We start from the raw sequence: 24,997 nt of genomic DNA on the forward strand, positions 1-24,997 counted from the left end.
GAGTACCAAGGGCGGCAAAAAAGCGCGATTTTCGGTTAAAACTGGCCATTTTTCATGAAAAAGGCTAACTTGCGCCGCATATCTGCACCATCAGTGCTGGCTATACCTGAGGACATAACTTGACCGCTTAAAGTGCACATAAGGTGCCCTATTCTGAGCCCGAAACGAGAAGGTAATGCCGTGAAACGTTTCTTTTACACCCTGTTTTCCGCACTCATGTTGAGTGCACCCGCCAATGTAAATGCCGCTGACCTCATGAACTACAACGTTGCAAGTGCAACGGAGTTGTCGCAGTTGTTCCCCAAGTCGGGGCGTGGCTTCACCAATATCAAATCAACTTATGACGACAATAAGATCCAAATGGCTGGTGGCTCGGTTGCAATGCGCGCCGTTAAACGCCCAAGCGGATCATCGAAAGTGTCTAAAGCAAGTCTCGTCCACGAAGGATTTGAAGCACGCCAAGGTGACATCCTTAAGATTTCGCTGCGGATAAAGATCAATCCTGGCAACGCTGATGGCCTATATTTCATGGATCTGGAATGTACGACCTGCTGGCCACCAATCGCGCCTGTTTCCAACCAAAGCCCCGGTATCCGGATGTACATTGACCGCTCAAACGGTCGTCTCGGAATCGACCGTGGTAAGATCGGTTTCCGGTCCCAGCCGATGCGCTCGCCCGGCCCACGTTTTCCAATCGGGGAATGGGTAGACGTCGTTTGGAAGATTGGTCTGTCCGAAAGCTCCAATGGTTGGGTTGAAGTCAAAACAAACGGCCGCCTCTTGCTGCAAGCGAAAGGTGCTACCCTTCCAAGCCGCTCGACTTTTTTGAAGTATGGCATCCTGCTTTCCGCACTCAAATATGACTATGTCGAAGTTGGTGCGACCGCGAACGAGACTGGCCGGGATCAAACCGTCCAGATTGCAAGCCTGCGGATTCAAAAGGCAGCTGGAGGTTTCTAGCTCGACGTCTAAGCAAGCCGCGAATTAAGTGTGAAAACAAGTCAGTTCTCTCGAAGAAGTAATGACTTAGATGATATTTAGACTAACGTAGAGACATGTGCCCTCAACCAGTTTTACATGTCATTTACTCGATGGATCGCGGCGGCGCGGAAACGTTGCTGTTAGAAAGCGTAAGAAGTAACCCGGCGTCCCATGCGGACGGCGGGTTTCCCGCCAAGATCATTTGTTGGCATCACGAAGGTGAGCTGGCAGACCAAATTCGCGCCACCGGCATCAGCGTCGAAGTTCTAGGACGCAAATCAAGACCGCTTTGGCAAATCCCACTTATTCTGAATGATCTTCGCCTTCTCATTCGAGCAGTTGCAGAAAGCGCTGAAAGCCATGGCGCTCAGATCATCCACGGGCATTTGGTTGATGGTGCCTTCATCGCAGTTCTGGCGGCGTCATCCGCTCGCGCGAAAGCGGTGGCCACGATTTATTCGAACCACGTCATCCCAATGTCTCTCAGGCCGGGCACGCTCAAGCGCTGGATTTGGGAACGCGTTACGCGGTATTCGTTTCGAAGGCTCGACAGGGTCATTTCGATCTCTGACGACGTCACCGAAACGCTGGTAAAAGAATTTGCAGCTCCACCTGACCGCATTGCAGTCATCCCCGTAAGTGTTGCGGAGATGCGCCCCGTAATCGACCGCGATACAGCACGCGGGATGTTCAATATCCCACAAGACTGCTTTTGCATGGTTACCGTTGGGCGCTTAGCACCGAACAAGCAGCACAAGGCGTTAATATCGGCAGTTGGCCTATTGCGCGACGCGGGTCGCGACGTCCACCTTTTGATCGCCGGCCGCGGCCCGGAGCAAGATGCCCTCAGCCAGCAAATCAGCGAACTGGGTCTGGATGGTCACGTCACCCTGCTTGGCCCATACCCCGACCTGAGCGAGCCGACCGTCGCCGCAGATCTATTTGTAACGGCCTCGCTGTCTGAAGGCGTTTCACTTGCTTTGCTCGAAGCGATGTCAGCGCACCGACCTATTCTTTCGACAGCATGTGAAGGCAACCGTGACCTGCTGGCAGATGGCCGTGGCCACTTGGTTTCGGAAGGTGACGTTCAAGCGATCGCAGATGGCATCGCGACACTCATAGACAACCCTGAATTGCGCGAAAAATATGCTCTGACAGCCTTCCCCTATTACCGTGACAATTATTCCCAAGAGGCAAGCTTCGCGGCACAAGCCGCGACCTATGCTGCCGTTCTCGAAGATACCTCAACATGAAAGTCATTGTTGCAGGCGTAAATGGCTTCATCGGGCGCGCCATGGCTCGCTACCTGCAAGAGGTCGAGAATGCCGAAGTACTGGGACTCGTCAGAGACCTGAATGAGGCACCAGCCACGGACGGAATACGCCTGGTGTCGAAGCTGGAAGCAGCTGACTGCATGATTAATCTTGCAGGAAGCGGAGGAATCCCGGAATCTTTCACCGACCCTGTCGCGGCCTTTCAATCGACCTGCACTTTGACCGCCGCCCTTCTAGGGCAAGCCATCGACCTGAACATCCCAAAGTTCGTTCTGGCGTCCACTTGCGCTGTTTACCCGACGGGCCCTAATCCCAGTAGTGAGGACGGGCCATTTGATTTGAACTCGCCATATGCGCAAGCGAAGTTTGCGGCAGAAACCTATCTGCGGTCGGCCTTCGAAATTACTGGGATCGACGCAAAATCCGTGAGGCTCGCCAATGTATATGGGCCATTCCAAACGCGGCAAATGATACAGGAACTAGCCGAGCGGGCACAGTCAGGGGACGGCCCAGTCAGTATCCGCAGTAGCGGTGCAGAACGTCGAGACTTCCTTCATGTGGACGACTGCGCCGCTGGCCTGTGGACGCTGTGTCAGAACGGTGATGCCGGCGGAATTTACAATCTAGGATCCGGAGAACCCCGTCGCATTTACGACGTGGCCCAGCAGATATGCTCTCATTTCGGGAAATCCCTTGAAGCAAAAGAACCTGACGTTCAGTATGAAGGCCAGCACGATGCCTTTCCTGACGTCACAAAAGCCCGGCACCTCGGTGTTTACCCTCGGGTCTCATTCGACGCCGGATTGAAAGCAACTCTAGAGAGATTGGTGAAGTAATTGTGAGTATGAATGGTAAAAAAGTCCTGATTACAGGCGCAGGCGGGTTCATTGGCTCGCACCTGACGGAGCAGTTGGTTCGCGAAGGTGCTGATGTCCGTGCCTTTGTCCGCTACACATCCAACGGCAAACCCGGACTGTTGGGCCTGTTACCTGACGACATACGCAGCCAGATCGATATCCATATGGGCGATCTTGGTGACGCAGAAGCACTGCGCCGCGCCATGCTGGACCGTGATATCGTTTTCCATCTCGGGGCGCTCATTGCTATTCCCTACTCCTACATCAATCCGACCGATGTATTCCGTGTGAACGTCAACGCGACACAGAACATTCTCAACATCGCGCGCGATCTGGGGACTGACCGCGTCGTCCACACCTCCACCTCCGAGGTTTACGGCACCGCGATCTACGCACCGATTGACGAGCAACACCCAATTCAGGCGCAATCACCGTACTCCGCATCCAAGATCGCGGCGGACGCGATGGTGAAGTCCTACCACCTTTCCTTCGATTTGCCCGTCGCAACGTTGCGCCCGTTCAACACCTTCGGCCCACGCCAGTCCGGGCGCGCAGTCATTCCAACTATCATTGGTCAGGCTCTGTTCTCGGACAAGATCGAGCTTGGGAGCCTGACGCCGAAACGCGACTTGACCTATGTCGCTGATACCGTCGCCGGTTTCATTTCAGTCGCGACACATAAAGAAGCGATCGGGCGTGTCACCAATGTGGGCACGGGTCGCGAGATTTCGATCGGAGAGCTCGCCGAAATGGTGAATAAAATCGTTGGTCGTGACCTCCCTATCGTCAGCAAAGAAGAACGTGTCCGCCCCGAAAAGAGCGAGGTTTTCCGACTGCTCTGCAATGCCGATTGGGCGCGCGAAAACTTGGGGTGGAACGACGCGACGACACTAGAGCAAGGGTTGACCCATGTGATCGACTTCATCCGTGAGCATCCGAACTGGACCGATATTTCCCGATACGAAGTCTAATTCTTTGAAAGGTATTCGATTATGAGAGCCATTGTTCTAGCCGGCGGGGAAGGCAAGCGCCTGCGCCCCTACACCCACGTTCTGCCCAAGCCGTTGATGCCCGTCGGTGGCAGACCAATTCTAGAAATTATCGTCGGTCAGCTCAAAGCAGCAGGCTTTGACGACCTCACATTCGCAGTGGGGTATCTTGCCTCGATCATCCAAACCTATTTCCATGACGGTAGCCGATTTGGCGTCAAAATCGGATACTCCATGGAGGAAAAAAAGCTCGGCACCGCCGGGCCTTTGGGGCTAATCAAAGATCGGCCTACCGATCCTTTCCTTGTCATGAATGGCGATATCCTGACCAACATTGACTACGCCGCATTCATGGAAGCCCACAAAGCTTCGGGCGCCTTGGCAACGCTCGCTGTTTTCCCAAAAGCTGTTCCTATTTCCTTGGGCGTGCTTGAACTCGACGATGCTGACAACATCACTGGCTACATAGAAAAGCCGACCCTGCACTATCCGGTCTCGACGGGCATGTATTGCTTCAACCCTCGAATTTTCGACTTCATTCCAGAGAACGAATATCTGGACCTGCCCGATCTAGTGCTGAAGCTGATCGCTGCGGGCGAAACAGTTCGCGGATTCAACTTCGACGACCAGTGGCTCGATATTGGGCGCCCAAGCGACTACGAAGCGGCTGAAGAGCTTTTCGCCAAAGTTAAGACCGACTAAAGCGGCTACGCAGCTTTTGAGCCAGTGGCTTGGCACGAGTTTCCAAGAAGTGAAGCAAGCGGCCTCGAATTGTTGGACGATACAGCGTGAGCCGATAGTGAGGGCGGATGTCGGAGGGCCAATCGGCCAGAATGTGCGGTCTGATCATACTTCCGCGGGAGGCGTCGACAGCTTCCAACCCTTCAACTTGCGATGTCTTTACAATCTCATCCAGCAAAATTCGCCCGGGTGATAGCGCACTGAACGCCTCCCGATATGCCAGATTGTAATCCAAGAAACGGCCTTCATGGCGGAATCCGTAACGGTAGGATATCGCAGTTCCATCCAAGCTCATTATGTATATCTCTAGCTCGCCCTTTGCGGCCAGACCCTCAGAAATATCTCGCACGAAGTCCAGCCGATCATCTCTGAACAGGCCAGTGTCTTCGTCACCTTTCCAGCTGTCATCCTCGATGGACTTCAATGTGGCTAAGAGATCGTCCACCTCCTCAGGCGTTGGCAAATAATGGGCAACCTGCATATCTCCTGCTGCCGTCATCTTCTTTCGCCCGCGCTTCAGGCGATTTCGCAAGGTCGAAGAGTAGTCACTAAACTCAAGGGCCTTTCCGCCCTGATTCAGCACTACGACTGGCGCGTTCCCGCATTGCCGCCACAGCGCGGCAAAGCCAGCCTTTCCACATCCGCGATCACTAGCGGTCTGATCTGGTGGCATTTCCTGAAGTTCGCTCAGCACTATCATGTCACACGTAGGCGCTCGGCTCAGGCCTTCCATCAGTTCCGACCAAGAAACGCCAGTGGCCTGAGTTACAAAAAACTGGTCCGCCATTGGGTCGCCAAGCACACGCAATACGCGTGTGGAAATTCCGCGAACACGGGTGTCGATCAGCTCAAACGGGATGCAAACGCCGTCCCCACTCAGGACATGGAGCTCGCCTTGCATGTGTTTGGCACAAGCTTTCAGCCAAGGTTGCTCCAGAAACAGACACCCAGTGTTTCGGAAATCATCAGGCAGGCTTGTGCCCCAAGTTAGATTCAATTTCCTAGGTCCGCTTTGATTTCCTGCTTTTTATCACTCTTGAGTTGCTCTACGCGCTCGCGCGCCTCTTTGTGTCGGCGGTCTTTCTGAGACAAATAAACCTTGGCAGCCAGCTTTGACCTCATAGACGAACGGACAAGTCTCGCTTCGACAAAGTTCCGCTCCGAGGTGGCCCATTTGGACAAATACGAAAAGCCACCGCCCAGGTCTACTCCGTCAGCCATACCTTCGAGGCATTTGATGATCTCGCGGCGCAACTGAACCTGACCGGGGCCGATCTGTCGCAACTCAAGATCATAGGCGATGTGATAGGGGAACAGGATTTTTTCGTGAAGGAAGCTCATCAGATAGCTTGTCGGGCGCCCGTCCACCAATTTGATCGCAATGCGCAAGGCGTCATTCTTAAGCGCTGCCTTTGACAAATCGGTCAGACGCGCAAGCGTGTCGCTGTTGTCTTCCTCATCACCTTTCCAGCTATGCTTCAGCACTGCGTCGATCATGCCCATAGCGGTTGGAAGGTCGATGTCCTCAGGGCAAATCACATCCTTGATCTCGCCGAGATCATGATGCCTACGAGTCCAGCGCTCGAGTTCCTTGCGAAAACGCCTTGGTCGGCCCGCGAAGAAATCGTCAGGGGTTGTACCCTTGGTTTCTACGAAATACGTCGCACCCGCATCACGTGTCTCGAGTTGCCCGGATGCGGTCAGTTCTTCGATCAATGCCGCTGCCGGCGCTCGTTCTGCATCCAGCATATGAAGCAGCAACAAATCCCAGTCGCTCTGTGACGAAAGGTATTGAGCAATCGCTTTGGAAACAGCCGCTTCCCGACCTTCAACGGCAATCAAATCCATCGCCGGGGTTGAACCCGCTACGGGGAATCCCAAGATGCGGCAGCCTGCGGAAGACCGGCTACAGATTGGCAGCAATCCCATCAATCTCCCCGCGTCCCGGACCGCTAGGAAATTCGGCGTCCAAAGTTCCTTACAGAAATCAAGCCAGGTCAGAAGGAAGAACGGCTGGAGGTAGACATCCGGATCAGAGCATTCTGAACACAGTACCTCCCACTCGGCGGTCAGCGTTTTCGGGTCGTGGATTGGTTCGACGATCAATGTCATCTTTCCCTTACGTTTTCAGTTCAAGCCAGCGCTCAAGGCATAATGCAACCCACAGGGAGTACGGCTTAGCTTTCCCGTCGAGAAATGCTTGATACGGCTCCCTCAGGGCGTCCCAATCCACGAAGTCATCAGACAAGTGAGATTTGGCTGCAAAGAGCGGCTCAAGCATTTCGGTGTATTCTCGACGAAGATGGGCGTCCAGAACGGGGTGGAAATCCTTCTTGAGGTGATCCCGCAAAAGTTCTGGAGGCAGGAAAGGGCGCATCGCTTCTTGTTGTACGTGTCGCACCTTGCCATCAGATATCTTGAGCCGTCGCGGAACACGGAACATGTACTCAATCAGTTTACGGTCGAGCAGAGGGAAGCGAGTGTCGATACCCGTTCCGTCGCCTGCAATCGAATGGTAGGTGATCCCTCCGTTCAGAAGCTCGTAATAGAAGACCTCCCAGCAGTCTTGTTGATATACCGTGGACGCGCGTGGCGGGGCAGCCCTTGGTAGGTTTCCGTCCAAAACGCCTTGGTCGACAAGGTTCCCTTGCACCCAAGACGGCGGGTACTTCTTCCCCGGACCAGCTTGGCGGTAGTTCTTGATTGCATAGGGCTCCAATGGCGATAGCACGTTGGCCTTCAGTAGCTTTTTAAGCGAGGTCCGCTTACCTGTAGAGCTATCGAATGGGTACACGGCACGGATTTCACGCCACGCTGTCCGGAAATGGAATTTTGATACCTCATCCGCCAGAAAATTCATCCGCCCCATGAACAATTCGTCGCCACCAAGCCCAGACAGCGACGCCGTCATGCCCAAACGTGCCAGTTCGGCCTTCTTTTTCCAAAGCAGCAGCACACCGCTTTCCAGAACCGGCCCCGCATTGGCTTCGATGATGGCGTCCATCTCGGTGAAAAAGGGCTTCTCCAGAACGTTGAGGCGGTGATGCTCGGTGTTGTGCATCTCGGACACAGCGTCGATGAGGTCATCCTCGTCAGCTTCGTCAGAGCCAAAGTTGAAAGAGATCGTTGTGAAAGGCCGCGATTTGCTTTCATCGAGGTGGCGCATCATCGACACCACCGAAGAGCTATCAAACCCACCACTCAGCGCCGCAGCCAATGGACCTTCGCCTTTGACGCGATCTTGCGTCGCGTCCAGCATCATCTGGCGTGCTGTTTCTACAACCTCTTCATCAGAGACCATCACCGGATTGTCTTGAGAAATGTCTGGAAGCCAATACCGGTGGATCGTCAGGTCGTCACCATTCAACAGCACGGCATGGTTGGAAGGGATCTTCTTGATGTCGCGGTAAAACGTCGTATCGACCAGCAATTTGTACCGGGAACAGGTCAAAAAGCCGGCGATAGAAGATGGATCAGGCTCGCGTGACATCTCCGGCAACGCGAGGAGCGAGTTGATGTCGGTCGCGATGGCAAACCCTCCGCCGATCTTGGCGTAGAAGACAGACATCAAGCCCACCGGGTCGCCGCAAACCGTGACTTTTCCACTTCGCTTGTCACGGAAGACGACGACATAACGCCCGTCGGTTTTTGTCAGCCCATCGACGCCACTCCGTGCCAGTATCTGTCCCAATGTCTGTGCAGGCGAGGCCTCGGCATCCGTTGGCCCCTCCACGCTAAATAAGTGCCCGTAGAAATGGCAGGACCAATCCACAGCTTCGGCGATCGACATTTCACCATGTGCCTGATCACGACCTGCCGCCCAAATTTCGTCATCCAAGGCGATTTGGGCGGACTCAGCCATCAACCCCTCTATGTGCGAGCGCATCGAGGGATTCTTGGCGCCAACCAGGCAAATAAGACCGTTCATGTTACAAAAGTTCTCCGGGTAATTGTGGATGCGCCCCGCCGGCATCCCGAATTGATTTCAGTTTCGATTTTAATTTCCAAAGGCTGCGCGCTGTCCGCCCCATCACATCCGGCGCAAACCCCAGGACCGTCTCAACCGTTTCGACTTTGTTGGCCCAACGCATCTTATAGTCCCCGTGAGGGCCGCGGGCATCGAGATCTACCAACTCAAGCTTCGGATCCGCACAGGCATGCGCCACGACAGCGTTTATCGCCCCCATTCCGGGACTGACATCCAACACCCGCTCATCCAATCCCATTTTGATTGCATAGAGCCGACCATTGAAGGTCAGACAAATTATAAAGCCTACGGACTCGTCTCCGGCTTCAGTATCTTTCATCAAAACAAGGCGCGACTGAACCAACGATGCGCACGGAATCTGGTCGAGCAAACTGAGGAAGAACTTCTCGGTTTCCGGTTCCGACACGATTGCGGTCCCTTCCTTGAACTTCCAAGTGTTTGTAGACACTTTGCGAACCGCATCGAGGCAGCAATATCCATCACTTCGGACCTCGATGTTAATGTGCTCTTGCTTAGCCAAAGACCGCCGCAGTGATTTGCGGAAGTTGCGAGATTGCCCGGCAATAAAGTCATCATAAGTCATCGTGGATTCAACCAGCGGCAGGTCGACGACCTCGATCTGATACAAAGGGTCAGCAAGAGCGCGGTGTCCACCCATTGGGGCAAGACGACCCAACCGAAACACTGATGCCTTGCTTCGAGTCTTCGCCCAATTTCTGAGCATTTCATGCCCCGCCTTGGTGGCACTCACGGCAGAACGGCTGGTATGAACATTTCCCATGGAGCGCAGCGTCATGAAGCCGTGTTCTCGTGTTCTTAGAAACGCGCCCTGTAAAATGATCTCGCCATCGTCATTTCGCCCTAGCAGAACGCAGTTCTCTTGGGCATTGCCAAATGCCCGCATCCAACGCGTCAGCCAAAAACTTGTGAGGAACACTTGACTGCCGGGTCGCGCCATAAGCGCAAGATCCCAGTCATGCGCGACGGCCTCCAACGCTTCGGGCGTTCGTATGACTTGGACCATGCTCACGCGGCAGCCTCGGTTGAAAACTGGGTCTGCAAAATCTTGGCCATCTCGTCGATCTGCGTATCATTCAAGTCTTGGTGGATCGGCAAAGCAATCACGCTGGTCTTCAACGCGGTCTCGAACGGAAATTCCTCGCGCGGGAACGTCTCATGGAAAAAAGACCAGAAAAGCTTTGTGCTCAATCCGGCTTTACCAAGCCCCTTTTGCGCGTTTGCCGCGTCGTTGACTTCAATCGGGAAGAATAACGGGCACGTGCCTTGGGGCAGCGTTGGGAACAACGGGCGCAACCCATCAACGTTTTGAATTGCGCAGAGAAGTCGCGCGTAATTGTGTCGCCGAGCAGCTTTGATCGCGGGCAAATCCAACCGCTTTGCTGTGAACTGCGCCAACCCCGACATCGACCAATTCGCCCGTCGAAGATCAAGCGACAGTATGTCCGACTCGGTTTCTTCCGCCGCTGGTGCCTCATGTTGAACCTGCGTGGCCTCACCTGAGCCCGCCGCTTTGCCACGCCCGCCTTTCAGCTTTTGTAACGGCTTGCGCACGCACATCTGAAACAAGGTCGCGATCCGTGGAGAGCTTTTCTCCAACGAGCGTTCCACTTGAAACAGAAAACGCCCGATCAGCTTTTTCACATTTGGCTTCTGAAGGTCGCCTTGTGGCGTTGCCCCAGAGTTGATCACCAAGGCGCCGCCATCGGTCAAAGGCAGCGTCTTCATATAGCTGAAAATGGCCACCTCGCCGGTTGTCCCAAGCGCTTGGCCAGATGGGTCGTCAGACAGGAAGGCGTGCGCACAATCCTCAAACAAAATCAGGTTATGGGCACGCGTTAATTCGGTGATCGCTTCGAGCGGTTGTGGGAACCCAAAGTAGTGGATCAGAAAGAAGGCTTTGATCTCAGGCTCCGCGGAAAGCAGCTCCTTACATCGATCAAGGTTGGGAGAAAGATCAGTGTTCAGAGGATAGAACCGGACCTGACACCCAGACTTCAACACTGCGTCAATCTCGGATCCGCAGGCATATGCGGGGACCAGGATGATGTCACCGCTCCCTAAGCCAAGATGTTTCAGCCCCTGATAGATTGCCACGCGGCCCGAATAGGTCTGCACCGAGGGGCGATCTGCAAACGGTAACTGGTCCATGCTATTACGCGCGACCGGGGCAAAGGACATGGATGTTGGCATCGCCGGAATCATGCCTGCACCTGCTTGCTGCGCTTTTGCTTGATTGTATCGCGCAGACCCTTAGCCGCTCTGAGTAACCGGACAGCCGTTAGACTTGCATACCCAAGCGGCGAAGCGAAATAGACGACGTCCTGAGACAGCTCGTGTTGGCGGTCGGCCCAAGTCTTCGCATGCGTGCTACCTGTCAGCAGTTCGACGTAGTCTACCCCCGCATCTAGCGCAGTTTGAATAACATGGTGCATAAGGACGATGACAGGCTGGTAGGAAGCATAGTCAGGCTCATAGGTATGCTTCATCGCATAAAGACGCGCACCAACCTGAAGGGTATACATCATAGCAATAGGCTGCCCTTTAAACTCCAAAGCATGAATTTGGCTGACAGCAGTGTCGCGCATCGTGGTTTGAAGGCCGTCGCAAAAAACCAGCAACGTGGCGGGTAGATCGCCTTCCCTTTCAGCAGCGCGCCAAGTGTGGCTATCTATTGTTGCCATCTGATCGAAGGTGTTTCGCACCCCGGGCGCCTCGTGGTGATATTCGTAAGCGCCGTCATCCGTCAGCCGCTTTTGACCACGGGTCAGGTTTTTGCGGTAGTTTCTGGATTTACTGTGCGAGTAGTCATCAATGGTGGTGTAGTCGCAAAGATCGACAAAGAACTGCTTCTTTGAAACTCTGGTCATCAGGCGAAATGGTCCAACTGCTTCGACTATCGCGGAATACAGCGCACTCGACGGATCCAGCCCTTCTAAGGAAAAGCCGGACGACAGCTTCCAATGCTTCCGCGCATCCCGCATCACTGTTTGAATCACGCGTTCCATCTGCCCTCTACGAACAACAACGCTCGCGCCGCTCAGACGGGTAGGATGTTCGTGTATCGCAACAAATCTGCCACCGAATTTTGGCTCTGTCAGCGCCCGCATCGGCATTAGGCCCAGCGGCACACCGCCGTCTTCAACCAATGCGAACACTGGCGGCTGTCCGCCCCGTGCAAAATACAATTTTTCCGAGGACCAAACGAGACCGATATGTGTCTTAAGCGGATCAGCATCCGCAGGCAGATCACCACTCAACTCTGACCAAGCCCGTTCTAGAACGGGCCTATCTACTGGGTCGAACGGCTTTAGAAACCGAGTGGTAAGAAGTCTGTCCATAAAGGACACTCCGATACTATTTAGAAACTATACGCAGACGCTTTGGATCGGTCCCTTTCAAAAACTCGGATTGCTTGGCTCGCAATTCAGGTTGGGTCAGCCAGTCTTTCCAGCCCGCGATATGGCCAAAAATTGAGCCTAAATCCCGTGCAACAAGCGCCACTGGCAACTGATATAAATATGACCATTTCCATGGTCTCAAATTCTGTTTCAGAAGTTTCTTAAAGCCAAACTTCCAGAGGTGGGCACCTGCAAGAACCAACGCCAGCAGCCAGAAAACAGGTGCAAAGAAACCGGCAATGACAAGCAGAAAGAAAACGCCATAAATCATGCCAAGCTTCTTAGTCATATTACTTAGCAGTTTCTGCTGCCCGAATCCACGCCCGTAATAATAGAGGTAGTTAAACACCCGCTCTGGCGTCGGGCGAACGTGGTGATCGACAAGCGCATCCCATGCGACAACAATCTTGTATTTCTGCGCCCAGGCTTTGCGGCCGAACAGCTTATCCTGGCCTTTGAATAGCCACTCTGGGAAACCGCCAAGTCGCGCCCAAGCATCGCGCGTCATCCCCATCGCCATGCCAACCGGTACGACAACTTCAGGCAACAACGCATCGCGTTCTTCGCGTGGAACAAGATGCAATGTATAGTCATCAAACATATGAATCACTGCAACGCAGTGCTCGAAATCGGTTGTCACATGCGGCTGAAACAGCCCGCAGACGATATCGACATCGGGATCGACAAAAAACGGGCGACTCATCTCCTCAATCCAGTTGGCGCGGAACGTGTTTCCGAAATCTGCAATCAGGATGACGTTGCCCTTGGCCACCTCGATTGCGCGATTACGACCACTCCCGCTCCACTTACCGGGATTGTCGACGACCCGAATGGAAACCTCGGGGTGAGCTTTTGCAAAAGCCTCAATCAGCTCGATCGTATTGTCAGTCGACCGGCCATCAGCGCATAAAATCTCGTCCGGAAGCATAGTGCTTTCCATCAAAGAACTTAGTGTGCTGTCCACGCTTTCAGCTTCGTTCCGCACCGGCATGACCAAGGTGATAATCGGGCGATCTTTTGAATTTTGAGCGCTGTCTTGCATGCTATTCACCGTGCTGCTGAGAAGAGTACGCCGTAGCGATCAACTGTTCCGTATCCAGGAATGCCGAGGGCTTGCTCCGCTTCGGGAAGGCCCGAGATAGAATCGTCAAAATACTCGCGGATAAAGCCAATAGAGAGACCAAGAAAAAGCCCGAGCGGGATTGAAAGTAAGATCAACAAAAGCCGCTCAAACCGAGGTTTCATTGGCTCGGCGGCGTCGTCAATCTTCCGAACGTTGTTCAGGGAGCGGTCAGCTATCTCGCTCAACTCGGCCTCGTCCAAGCGGGTCTTCAGTCGCTGGAACGTTGAGGTGTCAGCTTCGATCAACATCGTTAATTGATCTGTGCGCGCTGTGAGGGCGGTCTCCATCTCACTGCTGGCAAGCGCTTCTTGCAACTGCGTTTCCAGATCGACCATCCGTTTCTGGTTCTCGACGATGCGTGGGTGTGTCGGCTGGAAGCGATCTCTTAAATCGTCCAACTCGCGCCGAATAGCCAGGAGTTCTTGGTTCAGGTTTTCAGCAGTAAGCTCGGAGCTTCTGATGCCCGTATCGCCCGACGCAGCCGTCATTGACGTGCGGATTTCGTCCAGCTCCGCCCGTCGATCAGCAATTCGGCTTGTCACATTTGCAAGTTGGGTCGAATACAAACTGACCGCCGCTGAGCTTCTGTAAACATTGTCCCGAACAATCAGATAGGAATCGACTAGCGCATTCACGATGTCCGATGCTCGCTTGGGATCTTCGTCGAAGTAGATGATCTCCAAAACGTTCGAGTTCGGAACCGGCTTGGCCTCAACCGTCCGTTGAAGCCTGCGTATCCAGCGCTCACGCGCAGGCAGATAAGTCATCAAGCCCGACGACCCAAGCTTTTTGCGGAAGTTTTCAACGGCTTCCCCCATGGAAGAACGCGGCTTCGTCCGAACATGCGGCTTAACAATCTCTACGGCCCGTGTGATGACCTCGTCCGACAGGGCAAGGTTAGCTTCCGTATTAATAACTTCGACCATCTCCAGCCCAGGCTGAAATTCCGTACGCATGTTTGGCGCACGGTTACGTTCGACCAGAACCGAGGACTTCGCCCCATAGACCGGGGCGATCAAATAAAGGAGTGTAATCGTGAGGCCGACAACTACGGCAAAAGTGCCGAAGATCGAATATTTTCTTTTAAAAACAAACCAAAGAAAGCCAGAGGACATCTTACTAAACCACTATTCAATTGAGGCGCGCAACAAGCGCGGCAGGTATTCCTTACGACGATTCAAAATAACGCCATCGGGTTCGATCTTCGCAGCTGTGAACCTTTGATGCAGACGTTCCAACTCGGCGGTACGCATCTTTTTCCCATCCACCACCAGCAAGTTCAGATCAACATGGCGGCTCGCGAGTAGCATCGCCTCTGATCCCAGCAACCCTGTATCGATCAGCACAGCAAAATAGGTTTCGTTCACAGCGTTCCAGAAATCGGGATCTTCCTCGCACAGCCTGCGTACTTCGAACGGGCCTGTTACCGGAAGTAAATCCAAGCCGTCTGGGCCGTGGATGATATCGTCCAACGGTCCGGTCTTAGCTGCGACAACGGCTTCCCCGTCACCCTCTTCGGTTGGCCGATTGGCAGGTTTAGCTTCTGGCGCTGCCTTCCCAAACAGGTTAGGGGCCATCTCGGCCACTGACTTACCCTCCCGAGCAAAGGGCAAAATCAGGACCTTCTTCCCAGGGGTAGCCCGTGAGAAAGAACGCGCGACTCCAATGGTAATACTTGTGGTTCCAGCGCGGCGCACTGCGCCGCAAAAGGACACAACGAAGGCGCCGTGTTTGTTCCTCTGCACCATATCCGCCAAAATACGAAGGCGAATATCATCCATTTGTTTCAAATGTTTACGCATACCCGGGCAGCTTTCGCGTTTACATCAATCAGAGTTTAGGCTGTATCCAATTCCGATCGGAATGTTGTTGGTGATAAACTGACGCACGAGAGCGTTAGTCAGAGCGATATTGCTTCTTGGAACATAGATAACATCACGTTCCGCCACCAAAATGCGCTGCGGAGATTTCCCCCCAGTCATCAAAGCAGTCTTCAGGTCAATAATCCAGCTCGACGCTTCCCCTTTAGCGTTGTAGCGGATCAATGCCACTTTTTGAGGCGCTGCCGTATCGACGAAGCCCCCAGCTTGTGCAATTGCGGCGAGCGGTGCGGTTGGGCCATCCATCACGATACGGCCCGGTCTATTCACCGCACCCATGACAAAGAAAGCCCGCTCGCCACGCTGGACGATGTTCACGGACGCGCCATAACGACCAGCATATTTACTGCTCAAACGCGCGTTTACTTGCTTCTCAAGCGATGCGGCACCGCCGAGCGCATTGAACTGGCCGAGCTGTGCCAGTGAAATGCGGCCGTCGTCGCCGATGATCACAGTAAACGTATCGCCGCTTCCTCGGTTCGAAAGGCTTTGTATCTCACTGGCCGCGACTTGGAAGGTTTCAACCAAAGTCAGTGCCAACTGAGGATCAGAGTAGAGTTTTTCTTCGAACAGTTCAATCAGGCGCTTCTCGACTTGCGCCATCGACATGCCGACGACTCGAACTTGCCCAACGATCGGGAAGGAAGCAAAACCATCCTCCTGAACAAGAATGGTGCCCGCAGCAGAGCCCGGTTCGCCCACGAGGTTGAAGCTCATGATATCGCCACGATGCAGCGTGTATAGACCGCGCGTAGCTTTAAAACGCTCAAAGTAACTCACTTCGATAGTGTCGCCACGTCGCAAACCTGCTGTGTCATTCACGAAGCTCGCCTGCTGAACAGGAAGTGGAGAATTTTCAAAGTCCGGAAGCTCAGTTGCACACGCACTCAAAAAGAGCGCGGTAAAACAAAGCATCAACAAACGCTTTCCCATGCTTATTAGACCGTTCATCATCACTCTATCCCGATTTCACCTCTTGCGGACTGATTGCTAGTGCCGAAAGCCGTCCGCTTTGTGGCAAAAGTTAACGCATGGTAAGGATTTTTGCGACACCAAGCGTTAATTTCCCCTAGTTTTATTGAATTCGTGACATTGTGGCCCCTAATTCGCAAGCTCGTCACCCCTTTTTGCGCTTTTGGCTGGAAAATTTATATATTTCAATAACTTGCCTCGCCACAGCCCCAAGCTCCAAGTGTGCCATTTGGGATCTGGCTGTTGTCGGTCGGTTTCCACGCTCGACGATTCGCCTCAATGCTGTCGTAAAATCTTCTGTTTCTGTGGTTGAGACTTCCGTCCCCTCCACTCCGGACACGAGCCAACGGACATCCCCAACATCGGTTGCAACAATGGGCAGATTTGACGCCATGGCTTCCTTCACCGCATTTGGAGACCCCTCCCAATACGATGTCAACGCCAAGCAATCAGCCGCCCGCATCGCGTGTGCAAGCTCGTCAGGGTGCTTTTCAAACATGATAAGCGGCGCCAAAGTATGACCCTGTGAATTCAGGGTCTCTATGGCCTGCTCAAGTAAACGATAGTTCTTTCGCAAGCGCAGGGGATCATAGGGGAAGAGGACATAAAACGTGTCTGGCTGTAGCCCCAACCTGGCTCGCTCGGCTTGCTTGTCTCCCGGATGGAAACGGTCGAAAGAGACGCCGTTCGGAACAATATGCGTCTTCTTCTGCACCGCCTTTGGCAACTGCTCCTTCATTTCACCTGATTTCACGATGACCTGTGCTGCCCTGTAGCCAAATAGCCTTTGGATCGCCGCAAGAACAGCACTTTTGAACGAGGTCTTTCCGTCAACGTCAGTGTGGCCGAAGATGTCAGAGCCGCAGTAGGAAATGACCAGCGGAATCTGGGTTTGAAACAAGCACGGTGCGGCAGACAATCCGTAATGCGCGTGGATCACGTCATAATCTTTGGCCCTGCAATGGTCACGCACCGTCGCCTTGGCTTTCCAGTACTCCCACTTACTGACATCGCTACGGATATGAATGACATCAATATCAACGCCTTCATCTCGCAAAGACTGCACCTGAGAGCCGACAAATGCGCCCCATCCGGGCCGCTCCTTGCTCGGCAGCATGTTGGTTACAATGAGCGCTTTCAAATGAACGCCCCGGAAGCTCTTCGCGCCCGAAGGCGAAACCGCTCCAGCGTCAACGCAAACTTCGCCATGCCACCGACTTGCGAGACACCCAATCGAGGCAGAGCCAACACGTTCGCACCTGGCAAAATCGGGCCGCGTTTTGATGTGACGGCGCACTGGTACCCGGCGTCTGACGCCGCAGTGATAGTGTCATTATCGAAATTATGAGGGATTGCGCGACCGTTTGGGTAGGCAATGGTTGCCACCTCCACCCCAAGTGCCGCGGACAAATCATCACGTGATTGGCGAAGCTCTGCATTCCGTGACTCTGGCGATAGATTGGCCAATATTGGATGGGATACAGTATGCGAGCCAATGGAAATCCGCCGCTGAAGCATCTCCCGCATCTGATCGACGTTTACTACACGACTTGGGATGTCCCCAAACGCCCCTCGCGCTTCAAATTCGTCAAGAAGGGCATCCCTGTCTTCAATCGAGCAATAGTTCAACCGCCCAGATATCGCATTGAAGGCTTGCTCGACGCCGCTTTCAGGAGGCGCAATTCCGAACACTTCTGCAATCAAACCAGCGTCAACTTTGCGCAACAAGGCCTCATACAGCCATGCCACCCAAAACCTTGCACCTGTTAGAACAGGCGCACTGGTAGCAAAAATTGTGGCCGGCAGGTCGTGGGCGGCAAGCACCGGAAAGGCGTTGGTGAAATTGTCCTCATACCCGTCATCAAAGGTAACCGCGACGGAGCGTTCCGGCAAAGGATCACCTGCCCTTATAGCGTTCGCGACCTCGTCCAAACTCACCACTGAATAGTGATCCGCGAGGTGTTTCATTTGACGTTTGAACAACTCGCAAGTCACACGAATGCCTGGCAAGCTATAACATGGGTCATCACTCACGGCGTGGTAAGCAAGAACCACAGCAGACCCGGAAGCATCCGCACGCATCCGCAAAATGGCTGGCGCGCCGATTGAATATAGCTGTTGCTCAACGACCTGCTTGAACGACATCGATTTCGAATCCCAAACTAATAACCAAACGCCAAAAAACAACTGAAACGCTGCCTTCCCAACGGTACTCTGCTCTTGCAGCAATATCTACCCTTCTGTTGACCTAAATCCGGCTGAACACGCGGTATTTCTTGATGTTTTCGTCAGAATAGGCCACGTTAGCTGCTAGTGTATTAGAGTAGTTTGGTGGGATCATGCCGCAATCAGAGGCACGTGGGGTTGCCCGCCATTCAGCAATCTATTTTCTCGGTGGTTTGGCGAACAGATCAGCGAGCTTTTTGTTGCTCCCGCTATATCTCAAAACTTTGACTCCGACGGAATTCGGATGGCTCAGCCTCGTTCTCGCAGCGACAGAGATCTTAGCGCTTGGCATCGGGTTAGGAATCGGCGGCGCGTTGGTTCGACTGATCGTTGCATGCGAAGACGACGACGAGGTCGGCACCGTTATCGGCAGCGCGATCGCGTTGTTTTTAATACCTGCCTCAATCACATTGGCCCTGATCTGGCCCGCCAGCCAAATCCTTGCCAGCTATTTCGCAGACACGGGGATCGCCGCCAGCTTGTTCGCGTTGGGGATGAGTGCTGCGGTTTTCTCGGTTTTGTTCGAAGTGCTCCTTAGCGTCTACCGCGGGTTGAAGAAGTCTTGGTGGTACACCTTCCTTTCAACCGCAAAATCCCTGCTGTTCTTAGGCCTGAACCTACTGTTCCTTCTTGCTCTTGGTTGGGGCGTTTCAGGTATCCTGCTGGGCACATTTCTGTCGATGGCCATTCTATGTGCCTTGGCAATCCTTCAAATGGTCAGCCACTATCCCGTCAGCGTTTCGCAAAGCCACATGAAACGTCTTGCGCGAATTGGTGTACCGATCGTTCCCGGTGCAGTGATGGACGCCGTGTTCGCCTCGCTCGACAAGTTCTTCCTAGCGGCTCAAGTCGACGCGGCAATGGTTGGCATCTACGCGCTGGCAGGGCGACTTGCTCAACTGCTACGGATTTCAGTCGCAGCACCCTTCGCGCAAATCTGGACTGTGCGCAGGCTAGAAGTGGAAACTGATCCCGACGCCACAACACCGCCTCCAGTATTCCGGTCTATTATGGTCGTATTCCTCGCGGTGCTGATCTTGGTCAGTTTGGCGCTTTGCTTGCTGGCCCCCGAAATAATCTGGGTGATCGGGCGTGCCGAATACGTGGATGCTGCATTGTTCCTCCCGCTTATCCTGCTCGGGCTGCTGCTCTATGTACTGAAATGGAACTTCGAGATCGGGATTTACGCGCGGGAGAAAACAATCTGGATTTCCCTCGTCAGTTTCGCGACAGTCGCAACCGCTATTCCTGTCTATATGGTTTTGGTCCCCGCCTATGGAGCAATGGGAGCGGCAGTAGCATTTGTTCTTCTGGGCACGTTGCGCGCAGGGCTGACGATGATCGTTGCCAATCGGATTTCCAGCATTGTAAGAACCTTTCCTTTTACTGAGCTTGGTGTGTTCCTTGTGATTGCTGCCAGCGCCTATTTCGCAAGCGCCTATCTGGCAGGCCCTCCTGTTCCATTTGAAGCACTACTGCTTCGAATAGGGATATTGTTTTGCGCTGCTCTGCTGGGTGGAGCTATGCTGTTTGCAGATCCACATCTGAGATTAAGCACGATCAAGAACTTCAGAAAGAGGCCGAGAAAGTGACGCCCGAGCGCCAATCAGCCCCGTTTCAAGTATTAGCGATGCCACTCAGGCTGCTTGAAAAGCTCGCCTGGGTGTTCATCGTGTTGTTTTTCACAATGAACCTTGCATCGGGCGAATGGGTCTTCGTCGCAGCCATCGGCGGTTCATTGGCCGCGATTTGCTTCGCGATGCTGGACCTACGCATCATCGCCATTTTGTGGTTTGCAGGGTCACCAACGATCTTCGTGTTTGCCAACAATATCTTGGATGCGTTGCCCTTTCTGACCGTGGAGCGTGCCCTGTTCTTTGGGCTGTGCGGGTTGATGGTCATCACCGCAGCACTGCGACGCCGCGAGAAAGTAAACATGGACATGGTGGAGAAGCTGGTCTTCGTCTACCTCGGGATCGTGCTTGCAGCCCTGCTGAGAAACTTCATGCTGTTCGAAGGAGAGCCGACCTACAAAGAAGACATCGCATTCTACCTTCAGGGCTACGTCTTGGCTTGGATGAGCTACTGGCTGATGCGCCGGATGCAATGGACTGAAAAATGGGTCATGCGGTATCTTTGGGCCATCGCTTTGGCGAGCGTCATCATTGGATTTCAGGGCGTCGGTCAGAATTTTCTAGGCATCCGTTGGTTCAATCCCACTTGGATCGAAGTCATAAACGAAGGCCGCGCAACAGGTGTCTTCAGCAACGCCACCGAGTACGGATTGGCCGCGCTCGTCTCACTGCTTTTTTGCATGCTGCTTCAGGGCCAATCGCGGGATCCCATGCGGTGGATTTTCCTGTTCATCTTGCTCATCTGCGCGGCCCTTGGGCTCGCGCTGTGTAAAACCCGCGCCCCTTGGCTTGCGGCACTGATCTCGTTTGCAATCCTATTCCGTCATGACAAGACAACCCGCCCCCTTCTTGCCACTGGCGCGATCATCGGCGGCATCGCTGGAATGATCGCGTTGCCCTTCGTGATTGACAGTGACCTGTTCCAACGCCGAATTCTGGATCTTCATCCGATCTATGCGCGGATCGCGCTTTTCGGCTCCGGGTTTAGCATGCTGCTCGACAATCCAATTCTTGGAATTGGGTTCGGCAAGAACACGTTTGAGACCGAAAAGGTGAAGTATCTCGTTTCCGTGTTTGGGGTGTCATATGATGAAGGCTCGCGAACCGGACCACCACATAACGAGTGGCTAGGGATCATGGCGATGACCGGTGTTTTCGGCTTTGTCACTTATATCTGGCTCCATGTTGAGATTTTTCGGAAACTCAAGCGGATGCGGGAAGACCCGACGATAAGTGAGTTCCAGCGCCGTTTTTCCGTTTACGCATTGTGCTTGATGGTTAGCCAAGTCGCTATCAGCTTCTTTATCGACATCGGCTATTTGATCTATTCAAGCAGTGCCACGCTCGGGGCGGTGGGGATTGCCTGCGCCACATGGAAACCTGACGTGGTCCCCACGACGGGCTACCCTCCCAAATCGGAAACCAAACCCACATGACTTTTCTCAAAGCTTTGACCTACGTCGTATTGGGCCTCGTTTCCCTACATATCGCCTACGCGGTTGCCCACTATGTCGTGAACAACGCGTCGTTCGAGCCCGTCTATGCAGAGAACTTCGAAGGCTCCGATTTCTCGAAGAACAGCCGCGTTACAATGGAAGTCTGTTGCGATCATTCGATGGAATTGACTGCACCCGAAGGTGAAACAGGCACAGCCGTGAAGTTTCGCCTGCAATCCGACGACTCGCTGATCAAGAACTCGAAGCGGTCCGAGTATCGATTGCCGGCAGGTCATTTCGGCGAAGAAGTCTGGTACCGCCTGCGGACATACCTCCCAGAAAGCTGGGAAGATACCGAAGCCGCGATCACGGTATTCCAATGGCATGGGGTACCTGACAAGCTCTTGTTCGAAGGCAACCGCCCACCTCCCACGCGCCTGCTGTTCAAAGACGGTGACTGGTACATCCCCCTCGGCTGGGACACGCGCCTGCTTTCGAACCCGTGGTTCGAGTTGTTCGGGGAGCGCCGCGGCACAATTCTCTGGTCCGCACCCGCACCCCGTGGCGCGTGGGAAGACTGGGTGTTCCGTATAACTTGGGCAACTGATGACACCGGCCGCATGACTGTTTGGCGCAATGGAGAGAAAATTGCAGACCATGACGGCCCCAATACCTATCGCGATTTGTCCGCTCCATATCTTAAACTCGGCGTCTACGTGCCGAGCTGGAAAACACAGCCGCCAGACGACGTTGCCGTTCGCGAGATGTATTTTGATGACGTATGGGAAGTCTATCCCAACAAGGCCGACACTTTGCCCGATGATGTCAAAGCACTGATCGAAGCGTATCGCGCCAAAGAAGCGTCGAGCGGTTAACGCTGCGGCTTCTTGGCATCTACGCGAAGATAAGCCGCGATAAGAGACTCGATTTGGTGGTGCCAGCTGAGTTCAGTCCTGACGCGCTCCAATCCGATCTGTCCCATCTTCTCACGCTGGGCCGGATCGTCCAGAAGGCCGGAAATCTTGTCGGCCATATCCACAACGTCATTGGCAGCTGCATAATGCGATGCCTCACGGGCAGAGTAGCGCCCCTCCTTGACGTCGAACTGAACAATGGGCTTACCGAAGGCCATGTATTCGAGAATCTTGTTCATGGTGGATTTGTCATTCATCGGCGTCACCCGATCAGGGTTCACACATACATCCGATGTCGAGAGCACCTGAAACAGCACTTCGTCAGGTGCCCGCCCCGTGAACGTGAAATGATTTCCAAGCCCTTTGGCACCGCAATAGGCCTTTAGTTCATCAAGCGCCGGACCTCCACCAACCAAGACAAACTGCACGTCGAGACCGCGTTGATTGATCATGACATCAGCCGCATCAATCAGAAGATCCAAGCCTTCCTGATCGCCCATCACCCCTACATATCCAACCATGTGCTTGCGACCATTGCGCAGTTCGTGGTTTGGCTCGCGGGCATACAAACGTGACAAATCGGGGCCGGAACGGACGATAAACACATCCCGTTCTGACTTGCCACCACGGGTCATCGCGATGTCTTTGTAAGACTGGTTGGTCGAAATCACGACGTCGGCAGACTTAAAGGTCATCCGTTCCAACACGACCATCAGTTTCCAAAAGAATCCGCGTTTGCCGAATTTGGCTTCGTACAATTCGGGGTTGATATCGTGGTGATCGAATATGAAACGCGCGCCGAGCCATTGGAAAGGTTTCGCCACAAGGAAAATCAGATCAGGCGGGTTGCAAGCTTGCAGCGTGTCGAACCCGTGTTTGCGCCAAATCTTCACGGCCAAGCGCATCTCATGAAACAATGCAGCGCTATATTCGACGAGATACCCCAACGCGCCTTTGGCGTCATTCGGCAAAGTGTGCCGATAGATGTGGACGCCTTCGATCAGATCGTAACGGGCCTCAAATCCCTTGCCCGTCGGACAAATGACCATGACCTCAGCGCCCGCGGCCCGCAAGGTCCGGCATTCCTGCCAGACGCGCCGATCAAAGGGCAGCGGAAGATTCTCAACAATGATCAGAACTTTTCGACCCGACAAAGCGCCGCTCAGGTGCTCCGGAATGGCGGTGGTTTCGCTGACCGCTGCAAGCTCCTGTTTCATCTAAAGCGCGCTGATATCGATGAGGTTAGCTGAGGCAGGCAATGACAAATGCGAAATCGTGGCATTTGTCGCGATGACCCTGTCGTAGCTCTTTTCGTTGGCGGTTTTCTTATCGACCAACAAACGCTCCAGCATTGGCAGCTGACTATAAGCATAGCCCAAGTTTGACCCGATCAGCATTTCGGCATCTACGCATGGATCGAAAATATCCACCTTATATCCAGCTTCTAGCAGTTTCCGCGCAAGGTCCACGTTCGGGCTCTCGCGCAAATCATCCGTTTCAGCTTTGAATGCCAGACCGACCAGCAGCACACCCGCGCCTGCTGGCAGGCCCTCAATGCAATGCTGAAAAATCGCGAATTTGTGCGCTTCGTTCGAACGCAAAAGGCTATCCACCAAGTGAAGGTTGGTTCCCATTTCGGAGCCCAACGCACGAAGCGCGCGCACGTCCTTGGGAAGGCAGGAGCCCCCAAAAGCACCGCCGGGACGGGTATAATACGGAGATATGTTAAGCTTGGTGTCAGAGACAAAAACTTCGTGAACCTGCTTCGCATCGATGCCGACAGACAGGCACGTCCGTCCTATCTCGTTGGCGAAAGCAACCTTGGTTGCGTGCCAAGAATTGTCGACCAACTTAGTGATTTCCGCGGCTGGGAAGTTCACCCAGAATGTGCGCGCGTCGATATTCGCGTTCAGCTCTTCCATCTGCGGATTGGGTTTCGCGTCGACGGTCCCAACCACAATTTTTGGCGGGTGGAAGTAATCCTTGATAGCAGAGCCTTCGCGCAAGAACTCAGGGTTGTAGACAAGTTGCACGACCTCATCAGACGTCCCGTCCAACAGTTCATCGAAAATCGGTCGGATAAGTCGGTCAGTCGTACCAGGCTGAACGGTGGAGCGATATGCGACGGTCAGCTTTTCGGAGCGGCCTTTCCCAACGGCTGCGAGACCAGACGCGATTTGGCGGCTAACGCCAGCCACATAAGACATGTTTAACGCACCATCGACAGATGACGGCGTTCCAACGCAAACCAGTGCCAGATCCGCGTCTTTCAGGTGGTCCGCCACGTCAGTTGTCACGGAAAGTGTGCCGTCAGCCAGCGCCGCTTCCATAAGCTGCTGAAGTCCAGGCTCATGGATGGGTGAGTTGCCTGCGGCGATATCTTTGACCTTTGCGGCGCTAACATCGATCCCAACGACTTGATGACCTTCACTCGCAATGCAGCAGCCGGCGGTCAAGCCGACGTATCCGAGTCCGAAAACCAATACCTTCATTCCAAATCAACCATTCGTAGAGGAAGTGCCGTGACTACGAGAGTCACGGGCACATATTTTGACGAAGACGT

At 53.8% G+C, this 24,997-nt stretch carries 22 protein-coding genes; 8 read left to right on the forward strand and 14 right to left on the reverse strand.

Annotation, left to right across the window (positions count from 1 at the left end):
• Positions 1-180 precede the first annotated feature (180 nt).
• The 5 genes from BM352_RS01785 (at position 181) to BM352_RS01805 (ending at position 4,803) form a co-directional block, all read left to right on the forward strand.
• Positions 181-960, forward strand: a complete 780-nt coding sequence (locus BM352_RS01785; protein WP_090211726.1) for a hypothetical protein — start codon at positions 181-183, stop codon at positions 958-960.
• A gap of 95 nt (positions 961-1,055) precedes the next feature.
• Positions 1,056-2,234 (forward strand): glycosyltransferase, encoded by a 1,179-nt coding sequence (locus tag BM352_RS01790; RefSeq protein ID WP_090211732.1) that lies wholly within the window; start codon positions 1,056-1,058, stop codon positions 2,232-2,234.
• The gene (locus tag BM352_RS01795; RefSeq protein WP_090211735.1) at positions 2,231-3,091 is read left to right on the forward strand and encodes an NAD-dependent epimerase/dehydratase family protein; all 861 of its coding nucleotides are present in this window, start codon (positions 2,231-2,233) and stop codon (positions 3,089-3,091) included. Before BM352_RS01790 ends, BM352_RS01795 begins: the two co-directional genes overlap by 4 nt.
• Positions 3,092-3,099: 8 nt before the next feature.
• Positions 3,100-4,083, forward strand: coding sequence for a GDP-mannose 4,6-dehydratase (locus tag BM352_RS01800; RefSeq protein ID WP_090211737.1), 984 nt, complete (start codon positions 3,100-3,102; stop codon positions 4,081-4,083).
• A 21-nt stretch (positions 4,084-4,104) separates the two neighbouring features.
• Positions 4,105-4,803, forward strand: a complete 699-nt coding sequence (locus BM352_RS01805) for a nucleotidyltransferase family protein (protein ID WP_090211740.1) — start codon at positions 4,105-4,107, stop codon at positions 4,801-4,803.
• On the opposite strand, the gene BM352_RS01810 is transcribed toward BM352_RS01805, so the two are convergent.
• The 12 genes from BM352_RS01810 to BM352_RS01865 form a co-directional block, all read right to left on the reverse strand.
• Entirely contained in the window at positions 4,790-5,743 is a 954-nt protein-coding gene (locus BM352_RS01810) for a GNAT family N-acetyltransferase (RefSeq protein WP_139229772.1), read from the reverse strand. The two genes, BM352_RS01805 and BM352_RS01810, sit on opposite strands and share 14 nt — an antisense overlap.
• Before the next feature lie 92 nt (positions 5,744-5,835).
• The gene (locus BM352_RS01815) at positions 5,836-6,954 is read right to left on the reverse strand and encodes a GNAT family N-acetyltransferase (protein WP_090211744.1); all 1,119 of its coding nucleotides are present in this window, start codon (positions 6,952-6,954) and stop codon (positions 5,836-5,838) included.
• Between the two features lie 7 nt (positions 6,955-6,961).
• Complete coding sequence (locus BM352_RS01820) at positions 6,962-8,704, reverse strand: asparagine synthetase B family protein (protein ID WP_175500596.1); 1,743 nt, start codon at positions 8,702-8,704, stop codon at positions 6,962-6,964.
• Positions 8,705-8,771: 67 nt separating this feature from the next.
• Complete coding sequence (locus BM352_RS01825; RefSeq protein ID WP_175500597.1) at positions 8,772-9,626, reverse strand: GNAT family N-acetyltransferase; 855 nt, start codon at positions 9,624-9,626, stop codon at positions 8,772-8,774.
• Positions 9,627-9,856: 230 nt separating this feature from the next.
• Positions 9,857-10,999, reverse strand: a complete 1,143-nt coding sequence (locus BM352_RS01830; protein WP_175500598.1) for a DegT/DnrJ/EryC1/StrS family aminotransferase — start codon at positions 10,997-10,999, stop codon at positions 9,857-9,859.
• A gap of 50 nt (positions 11,000-11,049) precedes the next feature.
• Positions 11,050-12,189 (reverse strand): GNAT family N-acetyltransferase, encoded by a 1,140-nt coding sequence (locus BM352_RS01835; protein WP_090211756.1) that lies wholly within the window; start codon positions 12,187-12,189, stop codon positions 11,050-11,052.
• A 16-nt stretch (positions 12,190-12,205) separates the two neighbouring features.
• Positions 12,206-13,291 carry a glycosyltransferase gene (locus BM352_RS01840; protein WP_090211758.1) on the reverse strand — a complete coding sequence of 362 codons (1,086 nt, stop codon included), beginning with the start codon at positions 13,289-13,291 and terminating at the stop codon, positions 12,206-12,208.
• 5 nt (positions 13,292-13,296) lie between these two features.
• The gene (locus tag BM352_RS01845; protein ID WP_090211760.1) at positions 13,297-14,487 is read right to left on the reverse strand and encodes a GumC family protein; all 1,191 of its coding nucleotides are present in this window, start codon (positions 14,485-14,487) and stop codon (positions 13,297-13,299) included.
• A 12-nt stretch (positions 14,488-14,499) separates the two neighbouring features.
• The gene (locus BM352_RS01850) at positions 14,500-15,153 is read right to left on the reverse strand and encodes a P-loop NTPase family protein (RefSeq protein ID WP_139229774.1); all 654 of its coding nucleotides are present in this window, start codon (positions 15,151-15,153) and stop codon (positions 14,500-14,502) included.
• 45 nt (positions 15,154-15,198) lie between these two features.
• A complete protein-coding gene (locus BM352_RS01855; RefSeq protein ID WP_090211766.1) occupies positions 15,199-16,206 on the reverse strand; it encodes a polysaccharide biosynthesis/export family protein in 1,008 nt (335 codons plus the stop codon).
• A gap of 163 nt (positions 16,207-16,369) precedes the next feature.
• The gene (locus BM352_RS01860; RefSeq protein ID WP_090211769.1) at positions 16,370-17,341 is read right to left on the reverse strand and encodes a glycosyltransferase; all 972 of its coding nucleotides are present in this window, start codon (positions 17,339-17,341) and stop codon (positions 16,370-16,372) included.
• A 20-nt stretch (positions 17,342-17,361) separates the two neighbouring features.
• Positions 17,362-18,369, reverse strand: a complete 1,008-nt coding sequence (locus tag BM352_RS01865; protein WP_139229775.1) for a polysaccharide deacetylase family protein — start codon at positions 18,367-18,369, stop codon at positions 17,362-17,364.
• A gap of 194 nt (positions 18,370-18,563) precedes the next feature.
• Here BM352_RS01865 and BM352_RS01870 point away from each other — a divergent pair, with 194 nt between their 5' ends.
• Genes BM352_RS01870 through BM352_RS01880 form a run of 3 tightly spaced genes read left to right on the forward strand, consistent with a single transcriptional unit; the run spans position 18,564 to position 22,395 of the window.
• Positions 18,564-20,042, forward strand: a complete 1,479-nt coding sequence (locus BM352_RS01870) for a lipopolysaccharide biosynthesis protein (protein ID WP_090211775.1) — start codon at positions 18,564-18,566, stop codon at positions 20,040-20,042.
• A 38-nt stretch (positions 20,043-20,080) separates the two neighbouring features.
• Positions 20,081-21,520, forward strand: a complete 1,440-nt coding sequence (locus BM352_RS01875; RefSeq protein WP_139229776.1) for an O-antigen ligase family protein — start codon at positions 20,081-20,083, stop codon at positions 21,518-21,520.
• Positions 21,517-22,395 (forward strand): polysaccharide lyase family 20 protein, encoded by an 879-nt coding sequence (locus BM352_RS01880; protein WP_090211780.1) that lies wholly within the window; start codon positions 21,517-21,519, stop codon positions 22,393-22,395. Before BM352_RS01875 ends, BM352_RS01880 begins: the two co-directional genes overlap by 4 nt.
• Here BM352_RS01880 and BM352_RS01885 read toward each other — a convergent pair.
• Positions 22,392-23,651 (reverse strand): glycosyltransferase family 4 protein, encoded by a 1,260-nt coding sequence (locus BM352_RS01885; RefSeq protein ID WP_090211783.1) that lies wholly within the window; start codon positions 23,649-23,651, stop codon positions 22,392-22,394. The two genes, BM352_RS01880 and BM352_RS01885, sit on opposite strands and share 4 nt — an antisense overlap.
• A complete protein-coding gene (locus BM352_RS01890; protein ID WP_090211786.1) occupies positions 23,652-24,926 on the reverse strand; it encodes a nucleotide sugar dehydrogenase in 1,275 nt (424 codons plus the stop codon). It abuts the gene before it with no gap.
• Positions 24,927-24,997 lie beyond the last annotated feature (71 nt).

This window comes from Litoreibacter janthinus, from assembly GCF_900111945.1.
In the GTDB taxonomy this organism is placed as follows: Bacteria; Pseudomonadota; Alphaproteobacteria; order Rhodobacterales; family Rhodobacteraceae; genus Litoreibacter; species Litoreibacter janthinus.